The 22352-nt window shown below is 41.8% G+C and carries 23 protein-coding genes, 1 tRNA gene and 1 pseudogene; 14 read left to right on the top strand and 11 right to left on the bottom strand.

Features of this window, described 5'->3' with window-relative positions:
• The first annotated feature begins 19 nt into the window (after window positions 1-19).
• Window positions 20-712, top strand: coding sequence for a Uma2 family endonuclease (locus RMY27_RS25940; protein ID WP_322667745.1), 693 nt, complete (start codon window positions 20-22; stop codon window positions 710-712).
• 305 nt (window positions 713-1017) lie between these two features.
• Window positions 1018-2097 carry a class II fructose-bisphosphate aldolase gene (fba, locus tag RMY27_RS25935; RefSeq protein ID WP_012411833.1) on the top strand — a complete coding sequence of 360 codons (1080 nt, stop codon included), beginning with the start codon at window positions 1018-1020 and terminating at the stop codon, window positions 2095-2097.
• A 210-nt stretch (window positions 2098-2307) separates the two neighbouring features.
• Here fba and RMY27_RS25930 read toward each other — a convergent pair whose 3' ends face one another.
• Window positions 2308-3120, bottom strand: a complete 813-nt coding sequence (locus tag RMY27_RS25930) for a carbon-nitrogen hydrolase family protein (protein ID WP_322667744.1) — start codon at window positions 3118-3120, stop codon at window positions 2308-2310.
• 210 nt (window positions 3121-3330) lie between these two features.
• Between RMY27_RS25930 and RMY27_RS25925 the strand changes: the two genes are divergently transcribed.
• Entirely contained in the window at window positions 3331-3924 is a 594-nt protein-coding gene (locus tag RMY27_RS25925) for a MarC family protein (RefSeq protein WP_322667743.1), read from the top strand.
• 148 nt (window positions 3925-4072) lie between these two features.
• On the opposite strand, the gene trxA is transcribed toward RMY27_RS25925, so the two are convergent.
• From trxA to RMY27_RS25900, 5 genes are all read right to left on the bottom strand, one after another.
• Window positions 4073-4396: a thioredoxin gene (gene trxA / locus RMY27_RS25920; RefSeq protein WP_104909616.1), complete on the bottom strand. Its 324-nt coding sequence runs from the start codon at window positions 4394-4396 to the stop codon at window positions 4073-4075.
• A gap of 312 nt (window positions 4397-4708) precedes the next feature.
• A complete protein-coding gene (locus RMY27_RS25915) occupies window positions 4709-5872 on the bottom strand; it encodes a GuaB3 family IMP dehydrogenase-related protein (protein WP_322667742.1) in 1164 nt (387 codons plus the stop codon).
• 149 nt (window positions 5873-6021) lie between these two features.
• The gene (locus RMY27_RS25910) at window positions 6022-6552 is read right to left on the bottom strand and encodes a YdcF family protein (protein ID WP_099101842.1); all 531 of its coding nucleotides are present in this window, start codon (window positions 6550-6552) and stop codon (window positions 6022-6024) included.
• A gap of 411 nt (window positions 6553-6963) precedes the next feature.
• Window positions 6964-7037: transfer RNA gene (locus tag RMY27_RS25905), tRNA-Arg, on the bottom strand.
• A gap of 33 nt (window positions 7038-7070) precedes the next feature.
• Entirely contained in the window at window positions 7071-8168 is a 1098-nt protein-coding gene (locus RMY27_RS25900) for a tocopherol cyclase family protein (protein ID WP_322667741.1), read from the bottom strand.
• 29 nt (window positions 8169-8197) lie between these two features.
• On the opposite strand from RMY27_RS25900, the gene RMY27_RS25895 reads away from it, so the two are divergent.
• The 3 genes and pseudogenes from RMY27_RS25895 (at window position 8198) to RMY27_RS25885 (ending at window position 10084) form a co-directional block, all read left to right on the top strand.
• The gene (locus RMY27_RS25895; RefSeq protein ID WP_322667740.1) at window positions 8198-8809 is read left to right on the top strand and encodes a J domain-containing protein; all 612 of its coding nucleotides are present in this window, start codon (window positions 8198-8200) and stop codon (window positions 8807-8809) included.
• A 126-nt stretch (window positions 8810-8935) separates the two neighbouring features.
• Window positions 8936-9019 (top strand): annotated as a pseudogene (locus RMY27_RS25890) (hypothetical protein); the annotation flags it as partial.
• A 315-nt stretch (window positions 9020-9334) separates the two neighbouring features.
• Complete coding sequence (locus tag RMY27_RS25885; protein WP_322667739.1) at window positions 9335-10084, top strand: hypothetical protein; 750 nt, start codon at window positions 9335-9337, stop codon at window positions 10082-10084.
• A gap of 677 nt (window positions 10085-10761) precedes the next feature.
• Here the strand turns inward: RMY27_RS25885 and RMY27_RS25880 are convergent.
• Together RMY27_RS25880 and RMY27_RS25875 are read right to left on the bottom strand one after the other, a co-directional pair.
• Window positions 10762-11595, bottom strand: coding sequence for a metallophosphoesterase (locus RMY27_RS25880; RefSeq protein ID WP_322667738.1), 834 nt, complete (start codon window positions 11593-11595; stop codon window positions 10762-10764).
• A gap of 218 nt (window positions 11596-11813) precedes the next feature.
• Complete coding sequence (locus tag RMY27_RS25875) at window positions 11814-12641, bottom strand: metallophosphoesterase (RefSeq protein ID WP_322667737.1); 828 nt, start codon at window positions 12639-12641, stop codon at window positions 11814-11816.
• A 304-nt stretch (window positions 12642-12945) separates the two neighbouring features.
• Between RMY27_RS25875 and RMY27_RS25870 the strand changes: the two genes are divergently transcribed.
• Window positions 12946-14091, top strand: a complete 1146-nt coding sequence (locus tag RMY27_RS25870) for an AAA family ATPase (RefSeq protein ID WP_322667736.1) — start codon at window positions 12946-12948, stop codon at window positions 14089-14091.
• A gap of 322 nt (window positions 14092-14413) precedes the next feature.
• Here RMY27_RS25870 and RMY27_RS25865 read toward each other — a convergent pair whose 3' ends face one another.
• The gene (locus RMY27_RS25865) at window positions 14414-14686 is read right to left on the bottom strand and encodes a GlsB/YeaQ/YmgE family stress response membrane protein (protein ID WP_185584679.1); all 273 of its coding nucleotides are present in this window, start codon (window positions 14684-14686) and stop codon (window positions 14414-14416) included.
• 472 nt (window positions 14687-15158) lie between these two features.
• On the bottom strand, window positions 15159-15428 hold the full coding sequence (locus RMY27_RS25860) for a hypothetical protein (protein WP_322667735.1): 270 nt from the start codon (window positions 15426-15428) through the stop codon (window positions 15159-15161).
• 266 nt (window positions 15429-15694) lie between these two features.
• Between RMY27_RS25860 and RMY27_RS25855 the strand changes: the two genes are divergently transcribed.
• The 7 genes from RMY27_RS25855 to RMY27_RS25825 all read left to right on the top strand — a co-directional run bounded on the left by RMY27_RS25855 (window position 15695) and on the right by RMY27_RS25825 (window position 20542).
• Entirely contained in the window at window positions 15695-16327 is a 633-nt protein-coding gene (locus RMY27_RS25855) for a bifunctional 4-hydroxy-2-oxoglutarate aldolase/2-dehydro-3-deoxy-phosphogluconate aldolase (protein ID WP_322667734.1), read from the top strand.
• A gap of 112 nt (window positions 16328-16439) precedes the next feature.
• Window positions 16440-16955, top strand: coding sequence for a L,D-transpeptidase (locus RMY27_RS25850; RefSeq protein WP_322667733.1), 516 nt, complete (start codon window positions 16440-16442; stop codon window positions 16953-16955).
• A 510-nt stretch (window positions 16956-17465) separates the two neighbouring features.
• Window positions 17466-18005, top strand: coding sequence for a L,D-transpeptidase (locus tag RMY27_RS25845; protein ID WP_322667732.1), 540 nt, complete (start codon window positions 17466-17468; stop codon window positions 18003-18005).
• A 180-nt stretch (window positions 18006-18185) separates the two neighbouring features.
• A complete protein-coding gene (locus RMY27_RS25840; RefSeq protein WP_322667731.1) occupies window positions 18186-18752 on the top strand; it encodes a Uma2 family endonuclease in 567 nt (188 codons plus the stop codon).
• A gap of 81 nt (window positions 18753-18833) precedes the next feature.
• Window positions 18834-19397, top strand: a complete 564-nt coding sequence (locus RMY27_RS25835; protein ID WP_322667730.1) for a Uma2 family endonuclease — start codon at window positions 18834-18836, stop codon at window positions 19395-19397.
• Window positions 19398-19516: 119 nt separating this feature from the next.
• The gene (locus RMY27_RS25830) at window positions 19517-19807 is read left to right on the top strand and encodes a type II toxin-antitoxin system prevent-host-death family antitoxin (RefSeq protein ID WP_322667729.1); all 291 of its coding nucleotides are present in this window, start codon (window positions 19517-19519) and stop codon (window positions 19805-19807) included.
• A 474-nt stretch (window positions 19808-20281) separates the two neighbouring features.
• Entirely contained in the window at window positions 20282-20542 is a 261-nt protein-coding gene (locus RMY27_RS25825) for a PIN domain-containing protein (RefSeq protein WP_322667728.1), read from the top strand.
• On the opposite strand, the gene RMY27_RS25820 is transcribed toward RMY27_RS25825, so the two are convergent.
• Window positions 20543-22141 carry an Hsp70 family protein gene (locus RMY27_RS25820; RefSeq protein ID WP_322667727.1) on the bottom strand — a complete coding sequence of 533 codons (1599 nt, stop codon included), beginning with the start codon at window positions 22139-22141 and terminating at the stop codon, window positions 20543-20545. It abuts the gene before it with no gap.
• Window positions 22142-22352 lie beyond the last annotated feature (211 nt).

Raw genomic sequence — 22352 nt, 5'->3', positions numbered from 1 at the left:
AATCCCAAAGACCATTGTCATGGTAAAAACACTTCCACAGCATTGGACAATTCCCCTTCTGGAAAATGGCGACAAACTCAGCCTTTATGAATTTGAACGTCGCTACAATGCCATGCCTAACTTGAAAAAAGCCGAATTGATTGAGGGAATTGTCTACATCATGCCTGCTGCTTTACGTTTTAGAAGTCACGGTCAACCGCATGGTTGGATTCTTGCATGGCTCGGTACTTATGAAGCCGCGACACCTGGTGTAGCTTTGGGAGTAGAACCCACTGTGCGCTTAGATTTAGATAACGAACCTCAACCAGATGCTGTACTTCTGATCAACCCAGAAGCGGGTGGTCAAGCAAGGCTGAGTGAAGATGATTATATTGAAGGCGCACCAGAGTTAATTGTCGAAATTGCTGCTAGTAGTGTCGCCATCGACCTCCATGCAAAAAAACAAGCTTATCGTCGCAATGGAGTCAAAGAATATATCGTCTGGCAAGTACTCGATCAGAAATTGACCTGGTTCTATTTGGAACAGGGTGAGTATCTAGAGTTGGCTACTGATAGTAATGGTATTCTGCGAAGTCAAGTTTTTCCAGGGTTGTGGTTAGGGGTTGCAGAGTTATTAGCGGGGAATATGCAGTCCGTATTGACTGTTTTACAAACAGGCTTGCAATCTCCTGAACACGAAGCATTTGTCCAGATACTAGAGCCTTTTGCCTGATGCGATCGCTTGTAGATTTGCCAAAATAGTTAGGAGTGCGATCGCTTTGAGATGACCATTTTGGATAGTGGGCTACCAGAGCTACTAACTGTAGGGTAACTAAATGTACAGCAACACAGAGTAACTATGGCGCATAGTACAGGAGTATAGAACATATTTATAGTAACGATGGCGTAAACTTTTTCAACATATATACACCACACTAGTTATAATTTCCTATAAGTTGAAAAAACTCTTAAGATTTAGCGTAATGATTACGCTTCTCTCAGACCGACTAGCTGACAACCACATTAGGAGGACTATCTATGGCGCTTGTACCACTGCGGCTGCTGTTGGATCACGCAGCTGAAAACGGTTACGGCATCCCAGCTTTCAACGTTAACAATTTGGAGCAGATTCAGGCGATCCTGAAAGCTGCTGTCGAGACAGATAGCCCCGTAATTTTACAAGCTTCACGCGGCGCTCGTAATTATGCAGGAGAAAACTTCCTCCGCCACCTGATTTTGGCAGCGGTAGAAACCTATCCTCACATTCCCATTGTCATGCACCAAGATCATGGTAATGCCCCTGCTACTTGCTACTCAGCAATTAAGAACAACTTCACCAGCGTGATGATGGATGGTTCTTTAGAAGCTGATGCTAAAACTCCCGCTAGCTTTGAATACAACGTCAATGTTACCCGCGAAGTTGTAAATGTAGCTCATGCTTTGGGTGTCAGTGTTGAAGGTGAACTCGGTTGTTTGGGTTCTCTAGAAACTGGTGCTGGTGAAGCTGAAGATGGTCACGGGTTTGAAGGTACACTCGACCACTCACAACTGCTAACCGACCCCGATGAAGCTGTTGACTTCGTAGAAGCAACCCAAGTAGATGCTTTGGCTGTTGCCATTGGCACAAGCCACGGTGCTTACAAGTTTACCCGCAAGCCGACTGGTGAAATTTTGGCCATCAGCCGCATTGAAGAAATTCACCGCCGTCTGCCTAACACCCACTTGGTAATGCACGGTTCTTCTTCTGTACCTGAAGATTTGCTTGCACTGATTAACCAGTATGGTGGTGCAATTCCTGAAACCTACGGTGTACCTGTAGAAGAAATCCAAAAAGGTATTAAGAGTGGTGTACGTAAAGTAAACATCGACACCGACAACCGTTTGGCTATTACTGCTGCTGTACGTGAAGCTTTGGCTAAAAAACCAGAGGAGTTTGACCCCCGTCACTTCCTCAAGCCTTCTATTACATATATGCAGAAGGTTTGTGCTGAACGCTATCAGCAATTTGGCACAGCTGGCAATGCAAGCAAGATTAAGCAAATTTCTTTGGAAGATTTTGCTGCTAAGTATGCTAAAGGTGAACTTAACGTTGTTACCAAATCAGCTGCTAAAGTTTAATTTTGACAGCAAATAAATAGGAGCATAGTCTTGCTATGCTCTTAAAAAACTAATGATTTTAATGTTGTCAGAAACCGGGTGTTTACCCGGTTTTTTGTTTTATTCAAAAAGGGTGGGAATGGGAAATGGGGAATTGGGAATTGGGCATTATTTATTACCTTCTTCGCTTCCTGCCCCCTGCTTCCTGCTCCCTTGCTTCTTCCCCAGTCCCTAGAACACCCGATGCTGTAAAGAGGGCATTTGACGACGGACTTGTTCGAGCCTAGTAGGTTTGATTTCTGCGATCGCAATTCCCGGTTTTTCTCCAGCATCGGCTAAAATTACACCCCAAGGGTCGATAATGACCGCGTGACCGTGGGTTAGACGACGGGCGTAGTTATTCCCTGTTTGGGCGGGAGCAATGACGTAGGCGGTATTTTCGATGGCTCTGGCTTGTAGTAGTACTTGCCAGTGGTCTTTACCTGTAAAGGCGGTAAAAGCGGCGGGAATAAAGATAATATCGGCTCCCTTATCTGCCAGATGACGATACAGTTCTGGAAATCGTACATCATAACAAATAGAAAGCCCTAAATTACCGAGCTTTTCTGAGAAATGGACGGGGGGTAATTGCGTACCAGCCACAACCGTGCTGGATTCGCGGTAGGTGTTGCCGTCAGGGACATTAACATCAAATAGGTGGACTTTGTAGTAGCGGGCAAGCTCTTGACCGCTGGGGTCGATGAGTAGAGTAGTGTTATAAACTTTGCCTGTATTATCTACAGGAAGTGGAAAGCTGCCGCCCAAGATGGTAATTTGAAAGCGTTGAGCCATTTTTTTGAGAAATTTTTCACTTTCAAGAGCGATCGCATCACCTTGTGCGAGTTTATCTTTTTCTTCTCCCATATAGGAAAAGTTTTCTGGCAAACCCACCAATTCAGCACCTTGACGCACGGCAAGCTCTATTAATTCTTCTGCCTGTGCCAAATTTTTGTGTAGATCGGGCACACTGGTCAATTGAATAGCGGCGGCTAAATAAGACTTCATAGATTCAACAACGAACAGTTGATTTATGGAAAAGAGATTATCAAAATATATCGCTACTTCAACATTTGTGGAACTTAATTAGAAATGCGTCAGCATTGCTTTTCTTTAACACACTGGTTTTATTACCGATCTTAATCTTCCTCTAGGTTCTAGCAAACTGAGCAAGATAAAGATTAGGTTGTGATCAAACCTTGATAAAAACTGTCTACTATGGATATTTCTATTCTCATTCAAACATTTATCGCTGTGTTTGTCTTGGCGGATGCTGTGGGCAATATACCGATTGTTTTAGTTTTGACTAAGGGCATGATGCCAGACCAAAGAAACAAAGTTATAGATAAAGCAATTATCATTGCGATCGCAGTTCTTTTGTTATTTGCCTTTGCAGGGCAAATAATTTTAAATTACTTGGAAATCAGTATCGGCTCTTTGCGAGTAGCAGGAGGAATATTGTTGCTGTTAATTGCTTTGCAAATGCTGCGGGGAGAATTAGATCAGCCAATTATTGAAGAAGGACGCGATGTTGCAATTACTCCACTAGCTTTACCACTGCTAGCAGGGCCGGGGACTTTGACGACGGTGATGTTGCTGATGTCGAAATCACAGAGTCCGCATATTGCTGTGGCGGTAGGTATTTTAGGGGCGATGTTTAGCACTTGGTTGATTTTGCGTTTAGCAAATCTGATTGACCAGTGGATTGGTGCAGAAGGTGGAGTAATTGTGACTCAACTTTTGGGTTTTCTGTTGGCGGCGCTAGCAGTAGAAATTGGTAGTACCGGAATTAGGGAGTTGTTTTTGAGCTAGAAAACTCCTAAAAATATTCTGAAAGTGTATACAAATGTAAACAAGTTTGATCGACGGCAAATTTGCGCCTCTCAAACTTGTTTATGAAAATTAACTTTAAGTTAGAACACAATGGATAACTCAAGAGGATTTTATTGCCGATTGAGTTTCAAAGATGCTTTTCGAGAGTGGAAGCTAATGTAGTTTTAGGCACGGCGCCAACCACCATATCGACTTTTTGTCCACCCTTAAAAATCATTAATGTAGGAATGCTGCGGATGCCATATTGACTAGCAACATTAGGATTTTCATCTGTGTTGACTTTTACGACCTTTATTTGACCTTTGTACTGTTCGGAGATTTCATCGACAACAGGAGCTACCATACGGCATGGTCCGCACCAGGGTGCCCAAAAGTCAACTAAAACTGGTACATCGCTGTCGAGTACTTCTTGCTTGAAACTAGAATCGGTAACTTGTGCGGCTGTTGACATGCCTAAAACCTTCGCCAATAATATCTGAACTTGGTGAAAATTCTACCATAGCAAAAACCTCAGCTTGGGAGTGCGAGGATGTACATTTGCAAAGAAGCTCTAGAATTTATTTACAAACATAAGGAACCGCCCGAACAGTAGTCCGGGCGGAGTGTGGTGTGAGGAGTGAACGGAAACATGCGTCTCCGCTATATCTATTGTAAGCGACATATCGGATTTTTCCAGCAATTGTTTAGGCGACCAGAAAAATTTATTGAAGGATTAGGGATTACGATTAAAATAAATCTTTCCCAGTCCCCATTCCCTATTGCCTTATTTCCCCATACCTAATTGTTGAGCTTTTTGGTAAACTTTGCCCTCGGTTAATAAAGAAGGTGCAATCACAACTTCCACTTGCTGCATTTCTTTAATATTTTTCGCTCCCAAAGTACCCATGCTGGTCTTTAAGGCTCCTAAAAGATTGTGAGTGCCATCATCTAGTCCTGCTGGGCCAATGAGTATTTGCTCTAGGCTACCAGTGGTGGCAACGCGAATGCGAGTGCCACGGGGCAAAACTGGGCTAGGAGTCGCCATACCCCAATGATAACCTCTTCCAGGGGCTTCTGCGGCTCTGGCAAAGGGGGAGCCAATCATCACACCATCTGCACCACAGGCGATGCATTTACAAATGTCGCCACCAGTGATTAAACCGCCATCAGCAATAATGGGAATATAGTTGCCAGTTTCTTTGTAGTAATCATCTCGTGCTGCGGCACAATCTGCGATCGCAGTTGCCTGTGGCACACCCACACCCAATACGCCACGAGAAGTACAAGCCGCACCAGGCCCAATTCCCACCAATACCCCAGCCGCCCCAGCTTTCAACAAATTCAACGTGACTTCGTAAGTCACGCAATTCCCCAACACCACGGGGATGGGCATGGAACGACAAAACTCTGCTAAATCGAGTGGTACTAAAGACTCTGGTGACAGATGTGCAGTAGAAACTACCGTAGCTTGAACAAAAAATAAATCTGCCCCAGCTTTTGCCACTACCTCACCGTATTTACTTGCACCGGCTGGAGTTGCACTCACCGCTGCAATGCCACCTTGTTGTTTAATTTCCTGAATACGTTGTTCAATTAATTCCGGCTTTATTGGTTCGGCATAGAGTTCTTGCATGAGGGCAACAAATTCATCTTTCCCCACAGAGGCAATCCGATCTAATATTGGCTCAGGGTCGGCATAGCGAGTTTGAATACCCTCTAAATTGAGGACACCTAATGCTCCTAACTGTGACAAACGTACAGCCATACGAACATCTACTACACCATCCATAGCACTAGCAATTATCGGGATTTCTCGCTCAATATTGCCAATACGCCACTTAGTATCTGCCAAACTGGGGTCTAGTGTTCTATTACCAGGGGCTAGAGCAATTTCATCTATTCCGTAAGCTCTGCGAGCTGTTTTTCCCCGCCCAAGTTGAATTTCCACGCTTTAACTTTACTCAAATCTGTTTAAGCTAGGGTATCAAATTGTGGGGAAATTTGGGGCGTTTTTTTCCCGAACCATATAAGTGACTAGTGACAGATGTCATTAGTCATTTGGATTTTGACCAATTCCAAAATCTAAAATTAGATTGATTACCGTTTATTTTTAGCGGCATCCACACCAGTGTAACCAGTTGCTAACCAAATTATCGCTCTAGCTCCATCACGAACAGATTTTTCGATAGATTCAGGGGGTTTTTCGGAAGGAACTGGCACTGGTTTTAAATAAATACCCCGACTGCCCAAAATAATTTCGCCGATGACACAAGCCCGACGCATGTGGAAGTCGGAAGTAATCAAATAAACGCTCTTAATGCCGCGAGCTTGCAAATCATCTACCAAAGTAGTAAAATTAGTAACTGTATCTACTGCTTCATAATCCAAGTGTAAACGTTGAGGATCAACACCAGCTTTGGTAAACACTCTTTGGGTGAATGTACGTGGGCTGCCGCCTGTAATCCAAATTGGTATATTTGGATGCTCGCGAACGAATTTTGCTGTAAATTTTTCGCGCTCTAAATGTCTCGTTGAACCACCTAACACTACAACTGCTTGCGGCTGCACAAATTGGTTTTGTACTTCTTTATATCCCCACCACATAAATATTGGTAGGACAAAAGCCATAAAGCGAAAAGATTTATTTGTAAAAAGTAGCTTATTCAAGGCTCAATAACTTAATTTACTTAATGCACAATTTTCTCTGGCTATAAGAAAAAACAATTGATAAGTAGAGTAGCAAACTTCCAAAGAATCTGCCCAAATTCTGCCCAAATATAAATTTGGTCGTTTTTCGTGCAACAGCGCGATTAAGCGTGCCTGGAGTTTTTCCTCTAATTGATGGATTATCCTAACCGATATCGGACAATTCATCAAAGGGTTCTAACCACTTTATATAGTAGTTCTCAATTGCACGGAATACAGGAGGCAGTCGCGTGGACGGATATCCCGACTTGGGCGAACTGGCATACCACTGTTAGGGGCGCAGCAATGCTCTTACCATATTAATTGCTGTCTATATGAATTGTCTGAACATAACGGGACTGGTGCGACTTGAACGCACGACCTGACGCTTAGGAGGCGTCCGCTCTATCCAACTGAGCTACAACCCCAACTGCGAAGCATATATAATTATAGCAGTAGTTTTAGGGAGAATGCCAAAAATTATCCCATGAGCCGCCGCCTACTTCTAAACCACAAAGAAAACTTTCAGCTTTTAGAATTATTTTAGATTTTCTCCCATTTAGTTCTCGTAACTCTAAATTTAGTTTTCCTTGCATGGTGTCCCGGCAACAGTATCTTAAACCTTCTGCTGTGGGCGCACGTAGAGGTGTACCAGGTAAATCCGTGGTTCCTGTCAATTCAATTTCATAACTAGAGTTGCTAGCTTTCATTTGCCATCTGCCCCAAGGCTGAATTTCCCACTCTACTTGTGAATTCCAGGGAACGAATTCATAAAACTTGCCTTGATAATGCAGTCCAATCATTGCTACAGATTCCATCCACCACAGCACACCCCGCCGTCCACCGCCAGCAGTTAATGCTAAGTCGGGTTCACCCTCGAAATAATTACAATTTATCCAAAACCATTTTTGAGGAAAAGCACCACCCCAATTTTTCTCGCCATAGGCTGGGGCGTTAGTGAATTCGTAGATTTTGCCATTCCAGTCAATCTTCCCACTGGCTAAACCGTGAGCCATCAAAATTTGCCATCCAGGTTCAAAAATCTGTAAGAATGACAGCCAGCCTGCGGTTGATTGCTGAATGCCATTTTGATTGCCCCAACCGTATACTGGTTGAATTTCATACTGCCAACGGCAATAATTATTGGTGGCGCGATCGCGAATTATTCCCTGATTCAAAGTAGCTGTGGCTTGATATCCCTCTTGAACGTGATACTCAAACTCTGCTGGCAGGAGGTATAGGGGAGAAACTTGCAAATTATTTTTACCCCAATGACCTAAACCTAAAACATCCCGACTACCCCAAAATTTGTTGACATCAGGAAAAGTACGGCAGAGGTATTCATCATCTGGGCCAAGGATTTGGGCTGCACCGCCGCTGTGAGGTTTACCGCCGATGGGATCTTCAATGGAGTACATAAAAGCGAATGTTTGCCCAATTTCCGGCAACGTGACGCGGTAATACCAGCCTTCAAAGAAGCGACGGCTACTGCCATCCCAGTGATAACCAGAATGGGGCGTTTGGGTTGATTGGAGAGGATTTTTGGGAATAGTTAACATAGGTTTAGATAGTTGCCGATTTTTTCAGTATGCGCGATCGCTTCGATATCAATGATGCTTATGAAATTCTTGGGCTGAAACCCGGTGCGTCTCAAGCACAGGTGAAGCGAACTTACCGTAAACTGGTGAAAATTTGGCATCCTGATCGCTTTGCCGATCAAAGGCAAAAACAGGAAGCTGAGGAAAAAATTAAATTAATCAACGCAGCTTACAACAGGCTCAAATCTGAAATTCCATCTGAGCCTCCCATTCCTGAAAATCCATCTTCATCTTCGCCTAAAAATCCCCCAAAAATATCTGTCAATCGTTGGGATGCAGAAACTTTCTATACTTTAGGAGTAGAAAATGCTACACAAGGAAGATATGAGGATGCGATCGCAGATTTTACTCACGCAATTCGTCTCAATCCTCATTATGTTGACGCATATAAATATCGTGGGCTAGTTTGCTCACAATTGGGATACGAATATAGAGCCGCTTCAGATTTAAATAAAGCTGCACAAATAGAAGAAGAGTTAAAAAATCCGGGGAGTACGCGTAGATCGCGATCGCCTAGATATGTATCAAAACCTAAACCTCTGGTAGAAAGATTTTGTCAGAGGATAAAAAGTTTACTGCGGCTAAATCGGCGTTGGAGATAAAGAGCGAATATAGTTTAAGACACTTCAGGCGGCGACACCAGACCTGGAGGGAGTTACTCTTGCGGAACATCGCAGCTATGTTGGTTCGATCGCTTTTAGTCCCGATGGTCATATTGTTGGGTTAACTCTGTCGCTTTCAGTCCCGATGGCAAAACTTTAGTTAGCGGTAGTCGAAATATGACCCTCAAGCTTTGGCGATGCAACATCTAACAACAAATTAAAAATTTAGAGAATTGAAGCAAATTACTAGATTTTTTGATCGATGCATTAATTGACAGTTTAATAACATCTATCTTTGGGATACTCTTTCTCTTGATTAAGTATTAACTCTCTAAAGATTAAGTATTAACTCCCTGGAGATAGAGCCAGTTGTTTAATCGCAGAGGTTATTCTGAGATTACCAACAGTTGAGTAGCAAATAAGACTCAATCTTTATCAGCAACATATATTTTCAGTTCATTAAAATCCTTGTTTTCACAAAGCTTTAGTTTGTCAATATCGTATCTGAGGAGTTAAATCAAAGCTATGTCTATTCCCAATGAACGCGAAAGCAAAAACAGTGAAGTTAGGCAAGAATCTTACACTGATATTAATGGCAATACTCAGACCCATTTTACACAAACCACTGAAACAGTTAAGAACAATACAACTAATCCCAACTCTTACACTAACGGTTACGTACATGGTCGAAATGTTGAGCGTAGCTACCAGCAAGCAGATTTAGCCCAGCGTGATGAAAACAATGCTAGTGGTGGTTTGTTGTTGGGTATTATTATTACTTCCCTGCTTGGTTTGGTTATAGGTGGGGTTTGGTACTTCAACCAGCAGAATAACGCAGCGGTTAACAATGCTGTGCCGGTTGTGGTTCCTGTACCGAGTAAGAGTGATCCAACTCCCAGTGCATCTCCTCAACCACAAACGAAGATAATCGAAAGCATTAAGGAAGTCCCTGTACCTTTTGCTGTTCCTGTTCCTCAACAGCAAGTTACACCTCCGTCTCCACCTCGCCAACCGGATATTAACATTACTATTCCACCCCAGCAGCCTGCGGCAGAAAAAGCACCTTCTGTAACCCAGCCAGCTCCTAAAGCGGCACAAAGTCCGGCGACGAGTCCAACTACTAATACTCCGGCTTCGCAGAACGATAGTTCTACTAATACTGTTGCTCCTGGTACAAAAAGTGACACCTCTAAAAGTACTACACCTCAAGGAGTAGACCAGTCAAACAGTACATCTAATAGCGATTCTTCTACCGCAGGCGCTTCTGGTCAATAAAGGCTTCTGAACTTTCAGTCCACTTGGTAATGTTGGCGTGAATGCCAACATTACCAAGTGGGACAAATTTTAAGCAATATTTCGGAATTGTTGCGATAAATTAATGGTATTCAAGTTTAGTAAACGTGTCTTGTAGCTAAACAAACACAATGCTAGATTAAGACCAAGGTACAAACAGGTTAAAAGTTAAACAAAAACTTTCAAGTTAGAGCCTGTGCCTCCTGCTCTAATCTTATCGCGATCGCTCTGAAGTTGTGACATCCATTGAATGTGTTTTTGCCTTAAGTTCAATGAGTTCGTTTTGGAGGTTTTAAGACGCACAGCCAGAAAATGCCTGCCTAGTTGGAATATTAAGGATGTGCAATTCTGAGTAAAGCGATCGCGAATACTGTCCAACTTAGTTGAGTTACTTACTTCTGAATTTTCCAATCTTCAAGGAACCGCCCTAAGCTGCTGATATTTATCCATCGTAGCTTCAGGCGGTTTCTGCTTTGAATTTTATGCATTTTAAATTACACTCTGATCGGTTAGGTTTGTCATTTGTCCTTTGTCCTTTATTTAGACCAATGACCAATACTTCGACTACGCTCAGTACAAGTGACCAATGACCAATACTTCGACTACGCTCAGTACAAGTGACTAATGACCAATACTTCGACTACGCTCAGTACAAGTGACTAATGACCAATTAAAGTAATTACAGTCACTTCAGGCGGACAAAATAAGCGTCCTGGTTTATAAGTTCCTAAACCACGATTGACATATAGTTGATTTTCTTCCACCTGATGAAACCCTTGCGCCCACTCCCAATATCGGACTACTTTCGAGCAGTCTCCTAAGAAAAATGTTACCCAACGCCGTAATTTTTTGGGAATTTGTTTGAGGAGCTTTTTGTAATAAAGTACTAGAGGGCCAATGCCCGGAATGACGATATGACCACCGTGGGTATGACCAGATAGTTGCAAATCTACGCGCCATTGTTGCAATATCTTAGCTGTATCTGGGTTATGAGATAAAACGATGCGCGGTGTAAGCGAATCTAGTTGATTCATCACTGGTGCGGGGTAAAATTCCCGTGACCAATAATCAGCTAGTCCTACCAATGGTAATTCTTTTCCCAATGGATAGGCAATTTCATTCCAAAGCACATGCACCCCAATGCTGGTTAGCGCTTGTGTAACTTCTGCTTTGGAGTGGCTGTAATAGATATCGTGGTTCCCAAGTACTGCGTAGATACCACAGCGACTTTGCAGATGCTTGAGTCGAAGCACCAATTGATGAATTGGTGTGGGATCGTCAGTTACGTAGTCACCAGTTAATAGAATTAAATCTGGTTCAGCTTCATTAGTAAGTGCGATCGCTTTTTCTAACATCTCTTCCGACAGTCGCAAACCATCATAGTGAAAATCCGACAACTGTACTAATGTTGTACCTTGTAAAGATGCAGGAAGTTCCGCAATCTTAACCGTTATTTTATCTACTCTTAAATGTCCCGTAAACAACCAATGCATAAGTTAACCGATACTCCTCATACCAGCGTTTACAGCTTACCAAAAATAAAAATGTAACTTGATAAAATGCAATAATTTATGTCATCTACTTCAGATACAATTAATTCATTGATTTAAATTTTGGCGATGAAAGTAGCAGGTTCTGCCTGAATTTGCAGACACTCATTAGCCAAAGTACCTGCTGAAATTGCGTTCTTTTTTGTTAAATTTGAAATTACCTACTCACCTTGTAGGGTGATTATAGTAACTTCTGGGCGGCAAAATAAGCGTCCTGGGAGGTAAGTTCCCAAACCACGATTGATATATAACTGATTTTTACCTAGCCGATGCAAACCCTGCACCCATTCCCAATGGTTGACTACAGAAACATTTACTTCTAGAAATGGGAATCGACGCCTCACTTTTCTGGGTATTTTTTTTACAAGCTTTTCGTAAAGCAACGCCGCAGGGCCAATTCCGGGAATCACGATTTGACCACCGTGAGTATGACCAGATAATTGTAAATCAACTCGCCATGTTTGTAATATCTCCGCAGTATCTGGGTTGTGGGATAAAACAATGCAGGGTGTATCGGGGTTTAGCTGGTTCATAATTGGTGCGGGGTGAAACTCCCGTGACCAATAATCAGCCAGTCCAACAAGTGGGAATTCTTTTCCTAGTGGATAGGCAATTTCGTTCCAAAGTACGTGAATGCCAATGCTAGTAAGGGCTTCTGTTACTTCTGCTTTTGCCTGTTTATATATATCGTGATTGCCAAGGATAGCATAGATACCACTGCGACTTTGCAAATGTTTGAGTCGAAGTACCAGTTGGTGAATTGGTGTCGGATCGTCAGTTACGTAGTCCCCAGTTAATAAAATTAAATCTGGTTTTGCTTCGTTAGTAAGTGCGATCGCTTTTTCTAACATCTCTTCCGACAGCCGCAAACCATCGTAGTGAAAATCTGACAACTGCACCAGCTTTTTACCTTGTAACGATGCAGGCAACCCTGCAATGTTAACCGTCAATGCTTCTGTACTCAACGGCCCAGATAACAACCAATGCATAAGACGTTCAATAAACTTCAATCATAGCGCTTACAGCTTAACGAAACATTGTCAGTTCGTGTACAGCGACCAGTGCAAGTTGTTGAAAATTTTATGAAATCTGTGGATTTTAGCTTATTTATACTTATTTAAATCAGACGTAAGTTTGGTGTTAATTTATGTCAGAGTATAGTGCATTTCTGTGAAAATCAGGGGGATAGTAATTCATGTTACGTATATAAATCAACTATACGGTCAAAGTTTATTTATTTGGGTATACTATGTTACGTACTCCTGCATTGAAGCAAAACACCTAAAGTTGTTTATGTCATCATCATTAGAGCCACAATTCATCCAGGATTTTACCCACTTTGAGCAGCACGTAGCAAAACTAATCCATAAAGCAGATTGGACAGTTGAAACTGCAAAGACCAATCAACCTGGCTACGATCTAGTAGTTAAAAAAGGAAACCTAGTTGGTGTTGTTCAGGTTAAATGGCTAAAAAGTAACGTAACAGCGCCACAGCTTTTAAAGTTTGCTGACTTTTTAGATTCTGACGAAGGCAAAAAATTTAATTTTGGTTGGTTTATAACTACAAAAGGATTTGGCGGCCCAGCATTGGCGTTAATGAGAACCTGGGGTAAAGATACTAAAGTTCGCTGTGGGATTGCCGATGAAGATAAACTGGTTGCCATTAATGGCCCTAATCCTCCTGAGCCTCCGCGAGAACCTCAAAAAAAAGTTTATTTTGGAGTTTTTACCTGTAAAGGCGGAGTAGGAAAAACAACTGTAGCAGGTCATTTAGCAGGAGCATTAGCGCTGCAAGGATTTAATGTAGCACTTGTGGATTTAGACCCAGAACAAAATCTGCAAAAATTAGTAGGTGATGGGGTTTTTGTTCCCAATCCTAAAGGGGTAGGTACAACTATTCAAGTTTTTGATGGAAATGATTGGCATGAAGATGCTGCCCGTGACTGTCAAATAGTAATTTGCGATTGCTCGCCAGCATTAGAGCGTAATCCCTCAGAGCTAGTTAAGCGATTAGATTATTGTATTATCCCAACAACCTTCAATCCACTGGGAATAAGCAAGCACGGTAAAGTTATTCAAGATACTGTTAGAGAAATACGTGAAATCAATAATTTAGCTCATTTATTTGTACTAGTTAACAACTTTAAAGATCCTGGTATTAAACGCTTAAGGCTTCTTAAAGAAGTCTATTCTAATGCTTATAAAGAAATTAGTAAAATAGATAAAAAATTTCATTGTATAGATCCAGAAGAAGTTTGCATTCGGACTAGCGACCTACTTTACTACTGGGGTATACATATACTCGAAAATCCAGAAAATCCTGCCAGTAGATTAGCTTTTGATCTAGTTGGTGGAAGATGCTACCCGCGTGAAGATTTTATCAACTTAGCAGATTACATTGAAAGAGAAGCTGGTATAGGAATTCTTAGAGCTAGTTAAAACTGTTAAGATAATTTTACACTTAGCGATCGCTAATCTTCTTATAAAATTTTTACCAATATCTGTCCCAAAATCGAGCCTAATACAGAAATTCCCCTCTAACCTGACGGTGTAGAGAGGGTAGAAGGAAGGTCCTAATGCACTTAACAATGGAGGGAGCCTGGGGTTCGGTCTGTATTGGACTCTACTGATATGAGAACCTCTATGATTACAAAACAGCGCCAGACTTATCACAGACTGGCGCTATTTTTTTAATTTAATTCACAGTTAAAAATAGTTAAAAGAATTTGCTAAATCTTTGTCATTCATTCACCGCATTTTTTTATACAGCACTGCGGTTGGTTAATAAGTTCCACAAGAAAACTGCGACAATTGCACCAAGAACTGCTACTGCAATACCTGGAATGCTGAGACTAGGAGCTGCTAGAGATAAAGTTCCCGTACTGAAAAATACACCTAAACTACCGCCAACAAAAGCACCGATGATTCCTAACAATATGGTTCCTAGAATTCCGCCACCTTGATGACCAGGGTAGATAGCTTTCGCGATCGCACCAGCAATTAGACCTAAAACAATCCAAGCAAGAATATTCATTGTTGTTAAGTTGGTAAACGTTTTTGACTTACAAGTACATATTAACGATCTTCATTTCTAACTTAATCTACCATCAGAATTAATTATGAATATCCATTAGGAATAGTTTAATTGCTACTAGATTTTTTAATATATTGCGGCTACTATCCTGGTTAAGACAAGTCGGCTAAGGATAGGTGGACAGAGACAGCCGCTCTCTTAGGATTTGCCAATGTCCTAAGCTGTCTGATCGCTTCTATATCACCAATTTGAGGTAGATAGTCAATTAAAAAAAAGCTCCTAGTAGGTCTTTAACTAGGAGCTTATATAAACTATTGCTTGGTAATTGCAGTATATGCATTTTCAATTAGCTCTCTCCTCTACTAGAAGAATTAAGCTGAGTTTTTAGAGACTGCCTCTAAAGTAATGTAAAGGAAGCAAAATCAGGCGATTGAGACGATCGCCTATCCCTTTGCAAGTTTATGTCTAGTTTTTAATTTTTAATTGCTGCACGCTCGCTGCCAATGACTTGATGGCTGATAAATGGCAACAGTCTGCGGTAAGACCAATGCATACTTAGAAAAATCAGACTTACTAAGGTTAGCAGCATAACGCCCAGAATCGTTGTATATGACTTAGTGCGCCACCAAAAGTCATTTGCTCCTAGTCGCACAAGCTTCCCTAAGTTAGCTATATCAGCGCTTTCAGAAGCGTGAATGTTGATTGGTAAGGATGCTGCTGTGTTTTGTTGTGCAATTGTCATTTTAATTACTCCTTTAGACCCAAATGCTGAGACACTAACTTAAACTACGGTAACACTATAGGTTTTATGTTATTTATATGTAATATCTCATAGCTTGATGCAATAAGCAAGTTTTAAGGGCATTGGGTATAGGGCAAAACAGTTGGGCTAACATTACTAGCACTCTTGAGGGGCATTGGGCATTAGTATTAAAAATTAGTATTTATTAGATTGAAAACTATTCTTTAGTCTCAATCCCTACTCCCAGTCCAGAATCTCTAGTCAAAATGCCTAATCAAATTTGGTTCTCACAGTTGGAAAAACACCGAGCGATCGCAGTCATCCGCGCTGCTCAAATGGAACTGGGACAACAAATGGCAATGGCTGTAGCATCTGGGGGAATGCAGCTAATTGAGATTACCTGGAATAGCGATCGCGCTGGGGAATTAATCAGTCAACTACGTTCGGAATTACCAGCCTGTATTATTGGCACTGGTACGCTATTTAATGTGCAGCAGTTACAAGATGCGATCGCATCTGGGGCGCAATTCCTCTTCACACCCCATGTTGATTCGGCAATGATTCAAGCAGCACAAGAAAAAAATGTGCCGATCATACCAGGAGCTATGACTCCCACAGAAATTGTTACCGCCTGGAGTCAGGGCGCTAGTTGTGTAAAAGTGTTTCCCGTGCAAGCAGTGGGAGGGGCTGATTATATCAAAAGTTTGCAAGGGCCACTAGGTCATATTCCCTTAATTCCTACTGGTGGTGTGACTCTCGAAAATGCCAAAGAATTTTTGCAAGCCGGAGCGATCGCTGTCGGTTTGAGCGGGGAATTATTTCCCAAAAAGCTTGTCATAGAGAGAAATTGGTCAGCGATCGCATCTGGGGCAAGAAAGCTGATACAACAGTTAGGTTAACTTAGAATCAAATCATCAAAATTCACGTCTATTAAAGTAATAGATAGGGAAATAAAGGTGAAAGCTGATAAGTTTCTCAAGACCCCATGATTTGAGTGTGAGTGTATCTAAAATGAAAAAACTAATTAATCCTGACTGGGTGCGTCGTTTACAAATACTCCTCACTGGTACAGCACTGTCCGTAAGTGTTTTTACTACTACTGGAACTAGTGAAGTTTGGGCTAATTCCAAAAATCAAGTGATTGCGCAAAGAATCCAGACATTACAAAAATCGGATAAGCGCTGGATTCAAATTGATCTTTCAAAGCAACGGTTAATAGCTTGGGAAGGTGACAGAGTGGTTTATGGAAGTGCTATTTCCTCTGGCAAAAAATCCACTCCCACTCTTATTGGTACTTTTAATATTCAATCCAAGTTCAAAACTACACGGATGCGGGGAAGCGGCTACGACGTTCCCAACGTTCCTCATGCGATGTTTTACCAAGGCAACTACGGTATTCACGGGGCTTACTGGCATAAAAGGTTTGGCACGCCAGTCAGCCACGGCTGTGTGAATCTCGCACCTAAACATGCTAAATGGCTATTTGAGTGGGCATCGGTAGGAACACCAGTAGTTATCCAGAAATAGTAGGTGAAGCAACCAAAAAGCAATTTAGGTAAAATCATTAATAACAACGAATCAAGACAATTGAGTGATTCCCAGCAATATTTGATGCTGGGAATCTTCGGAGTCGGAATTACCAAATTTGAAATAAAATATAGAAGAGGGTATTTAGCGATTTACCTGAAAAATAAGCGAAAATCCTGACAATCGCTGTGTGAAATTAAAAATGCAAATATAACTTTGGGGAAAGTTTGTATTTAGGCATTTAAATAACAGTTTTTTTGTAAAAATGTCCTTTGTAATTAGTCATTAGTCATTAGTCATTGATCATTAGTTAGAACTCATCATTTAATCAAGGACAAATGACAAATGTGCAAATTAGATGCAGATCAGCTTAGGACTTGTTTTAAAAAGTATTAGCGGATGAATTGCGTAAATCCTCAACAGGAAGCGAGTAGTCGATCTGGAAATTTGTAGTTTTCCAGAAAGTTACTTCACTTCATAATTTTTGCGTAGTTTATAAGGCAAGGCATAATGCAATTTTGGATTCGCAGTGGTAGGATTCGTTCTTCAGGAACTTTTTGTACAGGCGTGGCGCTGATGATGACAACTTTATTCTCTTGGTCATCACCTTTAGCTGGTACACCCAACTTTACTACAGCAACAGCCGCGTCAGCGAATGAAAAGAGCTTCACTGCATCTAATATCAGGCAAACATCCCAACCTCGCTGGATTGAAATTGACTTGTCAGAGCAACGCTTACGTGCATGGGAAGGTAAAAGGCTTGTTTATTCATACCGCATTTCTGGAGGCAAGCGATCAACTCCCACACCCATAGGTAGATTTCGGATTAATTCTAAGTATCGCACTCACCGCATGCGAGGCAGAGGCTACAATATTCCTGATGTTCCTTACACAATGTATTTCTACAGAGGCTACGCCATCCACGGCGCTTACTGGCATAATCGTTTTGGCACTCCAGTCAGCCACGGTTGCGTAAATTTACCTGTTAAACAAGCTCGCAATCTTTACAACTGGGCTAGGAATGGAACTTTAGTAGTGGTGCGGAAATAATTCGTAATGACGCTCGATAGCGTAGCGTTAGCGACGTAGGAGCGTCTGACTCGCTAACGCTGCGCTAACGTAATTAAGGGTTGCAATTCTGTCTTTGATGTATGGACAGGTGCGTTTACCAAGTGTAACGCACCCTATCACTGCTAGACTAAAAACACATCTTCGAGGGATTTAGGAGCTATGAGCTACTCAACTACTCAACTACTTACCCTGGAGGAATTTCTGAAGCTCCCAGAAACAAAGCCTGTAAGCGAATATATTAACGGTGAGATTATTTCTAAGCCAATGCCAAAAGGGAAGCATAGTCGATTGCAACTAAGACTCTGCAATAGCATCAACGAAGTAGCAGAAAGCCAAAAAATTGCTTATGCATTCCCAGAGTTGCGCTGTAGCTTTGGTATCCGCTCAATTGTCCCTGATGTATCGGTTTTTAACTGGTCACGAATTCCCTTTGATGCTGATGGAGAAGTCCCCAACGATTTTTTGCTCTGGCCAGATTGGACAATTGAAATTCTCTCCCCAGAACAGAGTTCAAACCGAATAATTGGTAATATTCTTTACTGCTTACAGCATGGTTGTCGATTAGGATGGTTAATTGATCCAACGGATCGCTCAATTTTGGTTTTCCGTCCGGGCCAACAACCAGAGTTATTACAAAAGAGCGATCGCTTAGAAGTTTTAGAAGAAATTAACCTAGAAATAACAGTAGAGCAAGTTTTTAGTTGGCTGAAGATGGAAAATAGCTAGCAAAAGAATTAGTTTAGTCTGCGGCAATAAAAGCGATCGTTTTACTAAAGTGAGAGCACATTCCATTAGGATTTAGGAGCTATGAGCGCTACAACTACTCAACCTCTGACCCTGGAGGAATTTCTGAAGCTTCCAGAAACAAAGCCTGCGAGTGAATATATTAACGGTGAGATTATTCCTAAGCCAATGCCAAAAGGGAGACACAGCCGCTTGCAAGGCAAACTTGGTGCTGTTGTTAATGAAGTCACAGAAAATCAGAAGATTGCTTATGCATTTCCCGAATTACGTTGTAGTTTTGGCGATCGCTCGATTATACCTGATGTAGCTGTATTTCAATGGGGACGCATACCGTTCACCGTTAATAATGAAGTACCTGATAATTTTGAACTTCCACCAGACTGGACGATTGAGATTCTTTCGCCAGAACAAAAACCCAACAAAGTAATTGGGAACATTCTCCACTGTCTAAAGTATGGTAGCCGCCTTGGATGGTTTCTTGATCCTGATGATTTCAGTATTTTGGTATTTCTACCAGAGCAACAACCAGTATTACTCCAAGGAGAAGATTTTTTGCCTGTATTACCAGAAATTCAACTTGCACTAACCGTCAATCAAGTTTTTGGATGGTTAAAGATGGGCGGTTAGAAATAACTTTTAAAGTGCGCAGGCGTAGACCATCGTAGACATTGCTTTCTGGCGAAAAACAAATTATAGATATAAATCATGTCTATTATAGATATGATTATGAATAAAAAAGGTTTTAGATGAACTGGAGAATTGCAGAAGCGAAACAGAGGTTCTCCGAACTAATTCATGCTGTAACTAAAGAACCGCAACTCATCTACAACCCAAATGAACTGGTGGCTGTTGTTGTCGAAGCTGAAATGTTTGAAGAATTCTTGACGTGGCGCAAGCAACGTGAAAAGTTTTCTTTAGCTGATGCCTTCAAAGAACTACGTCAGATAGCTGCTGAAGAAAATTATATTCTCGAAGTACCCTGCCGCCAAGACCGTCTTAACCCTTTCGCTGATACCATTGATGAATTTTCTGTGTGACATTAACATTATCAGCGAATTAGTAAGACTACAACCTAACTCTGGTGTAGTTAAATAAGCAGAAAAAGTTTCCTCAATAGTTCTGAGTGCAATCACCGTTGAATAAATATTTTACGGACTGATATCATGTCCGCTTGATTGCTTATTAAATCCGAAGAACCCCACCCCGCCAAAGCTGTGCTTTGTCTCCCCTCCCCGCCTGCGGCAGGGCTGTTTCATTCCCCAAAGAGCTTTAAAAATCAAGGGTTATAGCAATTAAAAATTAGTTATTTTGTTACTAGCGTGCCGATGAAACCAACTATTTTACTGATATTTCAGTGCTTAAATATTCATCTCTTCGTCACGCTTACTTACAATTTTCTTGCTAACCATCTTGACAAATCCTGTTTGAAATGGAATGAATCAGCCCTGCCCGCCTGCGGGGAGGGGTTGGGGGTGGGGTTATTTTATTATGGGTAATTTGGCGGACATGATATGACATCCAAGCCTAACCCCAGGATTCAAATATGGTTCGAGAGCTTTTTGGAAAATAACTGTCAAGTATTGCCCATCACCATTGAAATTGCCAAGCGCTCTGGGGAATTGCGAGGTCAACTAAGATTAAGTGGGAAAACACACACCCAAGCAGATATGATGATTGCTGCTACTGCTCAAATTCATCAATTGACTCTAGTAACGCGCAACATCCGGGATTTCGACGGCTGCGGTATCCCACTTTTAAATCCTTTTAATTAATTAACTCAACTGTGCCACAAGTTGATTTTCCAACAACGTATCATTCGTTAACAAGTCTTCAACGGTGATTCGCAAAAAGCGTTGATCATCAACTTGAAAGAGGATTTTAATACGATCGCTTCCAGGATATCCGGCTGGTGTTAGTTGAGCAATTGTCCTCGCACCTTCTTGATCGTTGAGAGGTTTGACGCTAGTTTCATTATTGTCCATACGGCGCGTAATTAAGCGATCGCCATCAAAATAAACTTCAGTACTACCCGTATCTGCTCCCAATTCTCCCATAATTAGTTCAATGCTGGGCTGATTTTCCACTGAAGCACCTAAGACTAATTCCACTGGCTGAGTCATCGGGTATGCTTGTCCAGCTTTAATTAAAGAATGCCATTTGTGACGCTGATTGCGACGATCCCAGTAGCGGATACCATAACTATGGTAGAGAAAGTCTTTGATTTGTACGCCTTGAGCTAACTGTAATGCACCTTGAGCGATCGCTTCAAAGGGACGTTCGCAACGGATTTTTTCTGGCTCAAAATACTGTTTAATCCATGTCTGCACTGCTGGCAATTGCACCGTGCCACCAACTAACAAAACTGCATTAATATCTGGAAGTTCTATCCCTTGCCGTCTAGCTTGCTGCAACAGTGTGGTCATCGACTCATCGAGTAACTCAAAAAATGCGTGTTCTTTGAGGATATTTTCAAAAGTGTCCCGGTTTAGTTCCAGTTCATAACTTTCAAATGTCTCATCGTCAAAATAAACTTCACTAGCTTGGTTTTGAGTTGATAGCTGAATTTTTACCCGTTCTGCCAATCTCGTTGTCAACGGACTTATCACCAACTCTTGAGTTTTGGCAAAATAATCTACTAACCAATTATCAATATCAGTACCGCCCAAATTTTGACCAGCTTTCGCCAGAACACGGGCAGTTTTGACTTTTTGTTTTGAATCTTCAGCCAAAGATTTATTACCCCATTTGAGGAGAAATCCCAAGGGCTTTGTGCTTGCTTGCACGCCTTGATCCAACCGGACAAGGGATAAATCCAAAGTGCCGCCACCAAAGTCAATCACTAAGAGAATTTCTTGATTTGCTAAACCATAACCCAAGGCGGCGGCTGTGGGTTCATCCAGCATCCGCACTTGTTCCACGGGGAGGGCTTGACAAACTGTCCCCAACCAGTGACGATAGGCTTCAAAACTGTCTACGGGTACAGTTAAGACTAGAGAATCTAAGCCACCTTCCAGAGGCGCTAATTGTTCAATTACTTGGGTGAGGAACCATTGCCCTACTTGCTCAAAGGTGACAATTTGCCCATCTAGTTCGGGTAAGAAACCTTGAATATCTGCACCAATACCGCGTTTGAAGCTGCGGAAAAATCGAGTTTCGCCTTTGAGGTCAAGACCGCGATCGCGTACTTGTTGCCCGACTAAGACTTTATTTTGAGCTGCGTCTTCAACATAAACCAAGCTAGGAATCAGTGGCGGATTGAGACTTTGTTTAATTGATAAACCTGGTAGAGTCAGGGTTTCTGGCTGCTGGGTTACAGGGTTCCAACGAGCAATGACTGTGTTGCTAGTACCAAAATCGATTGCGATCGCCATATTTTATATTTATTCTCTCGCACGAAGATGCCAAAGCTGCTTTATTTGTGATTATTCTCTATAAGCTACCAAGAAAGCAAATGCACCGACATGCTTACTTCTTTGCATCCCAACCCAGATATCGATTCAGCCTGTTGCAGCAAAGTGTTAGCTGTAGTGACAACTCTCACCGCTAATTGCAAGCAATGTAGCGGGAGCATCTCAAATTCAC

It is taken from the genome of Nostoc sp. DedQUE09, from assembly GCF_034530915.1.
Taxonomy (GTDB): domain Bacteria; phylum Cyanobacteriota; class Cyanobacteriia; order Cyanobacteriales; family Nostocaceae; genus Nostoc.
Note: the sequence above shows the minus strand (reverse complement) of the source record. Positions and strands in the feature narration are given on the sequence as shown.